We start from the raw sequence: 527 nt of genomic DNA, 5'->3' as shown, positions 1-527 counted from the left end.
CCCAGACGTAAAACCAGGCTCGCGGCGCTCAGTGGCTGGCGCGGCGGCCTGCCGGGCGGTGCAGCGTTGGGGGACGAGCGATCAACCATGAATATCTCCAGGCCATCGGCCACAAGTGGAAAGAATCAGCAAGACGCACCCCGTCCGGGTTTATTCAACGGCGCGGTATTTATTTTTGCGTACGGGGAATAACCTGCGCTGACGGGCGTCTTCCTAGTCCAAAGCGTAGCGACCAGCAGACATTCATGAGCGAATTCGACGAACAGTTGAGAGAAATCATTCCCAGATTGCGCCGCTTCGCCGTGTCGTTGACGCGCAACAGCAGCAGCGCTGACGATCTGGTCCAGGCCAGCCTCGAGCGGGCGCTGTCGGCCTGGGGCGAGAAACGCGCTGAGGGCGACTTGCGCGCCTGGCTGTTCGCAATTCTCTATCGGCAATTTCTCGATGCGCACCGTCGCTCGCGGCGCTATGCGCGCATGCTGGAATTTTTCACCGGTCGCGACGATGCCGAGCCGTCGGTGGAACGC

The 527-nt window shown here is 61.3% G+C and carries 2 protein-coding genes; both read left to right on the top strand.

Annotated features, from left to right (window positions below; genetic code table 11):
• A partial coding sequence (locus J5M71_RS27040) for a hypothetical protein (protein WP_207838585.1) occupies positions 1-192 on the top strand: 192 nt, incomplete at its 5' end.
• A 53-nt stretch (positions 193-245) separates the two neighbouring features.
• A partial coding sequence (locus tag J5M71_RS27035; RefSeq protein WP_279382387.1) for a sigma factor occupies positions 246-527 on the top strand: 282 nt, incomplete at its 3' end.

The sequence above is a fragment of the Pseudomonas sp. 43(2021) genome (assembly GCF_017490805.1).
GTDB lineage: Bacteria > Pseudomonadota > Gammaproteobacteria > Pseudomonadales > Pseudomonadaceae > Aquipseudomonas.
The sequence above is the reverse complement of the archived record's forward strand: the minus strand, read 5'-3'. Positions and strand labels throughout refer to the sequence as shown.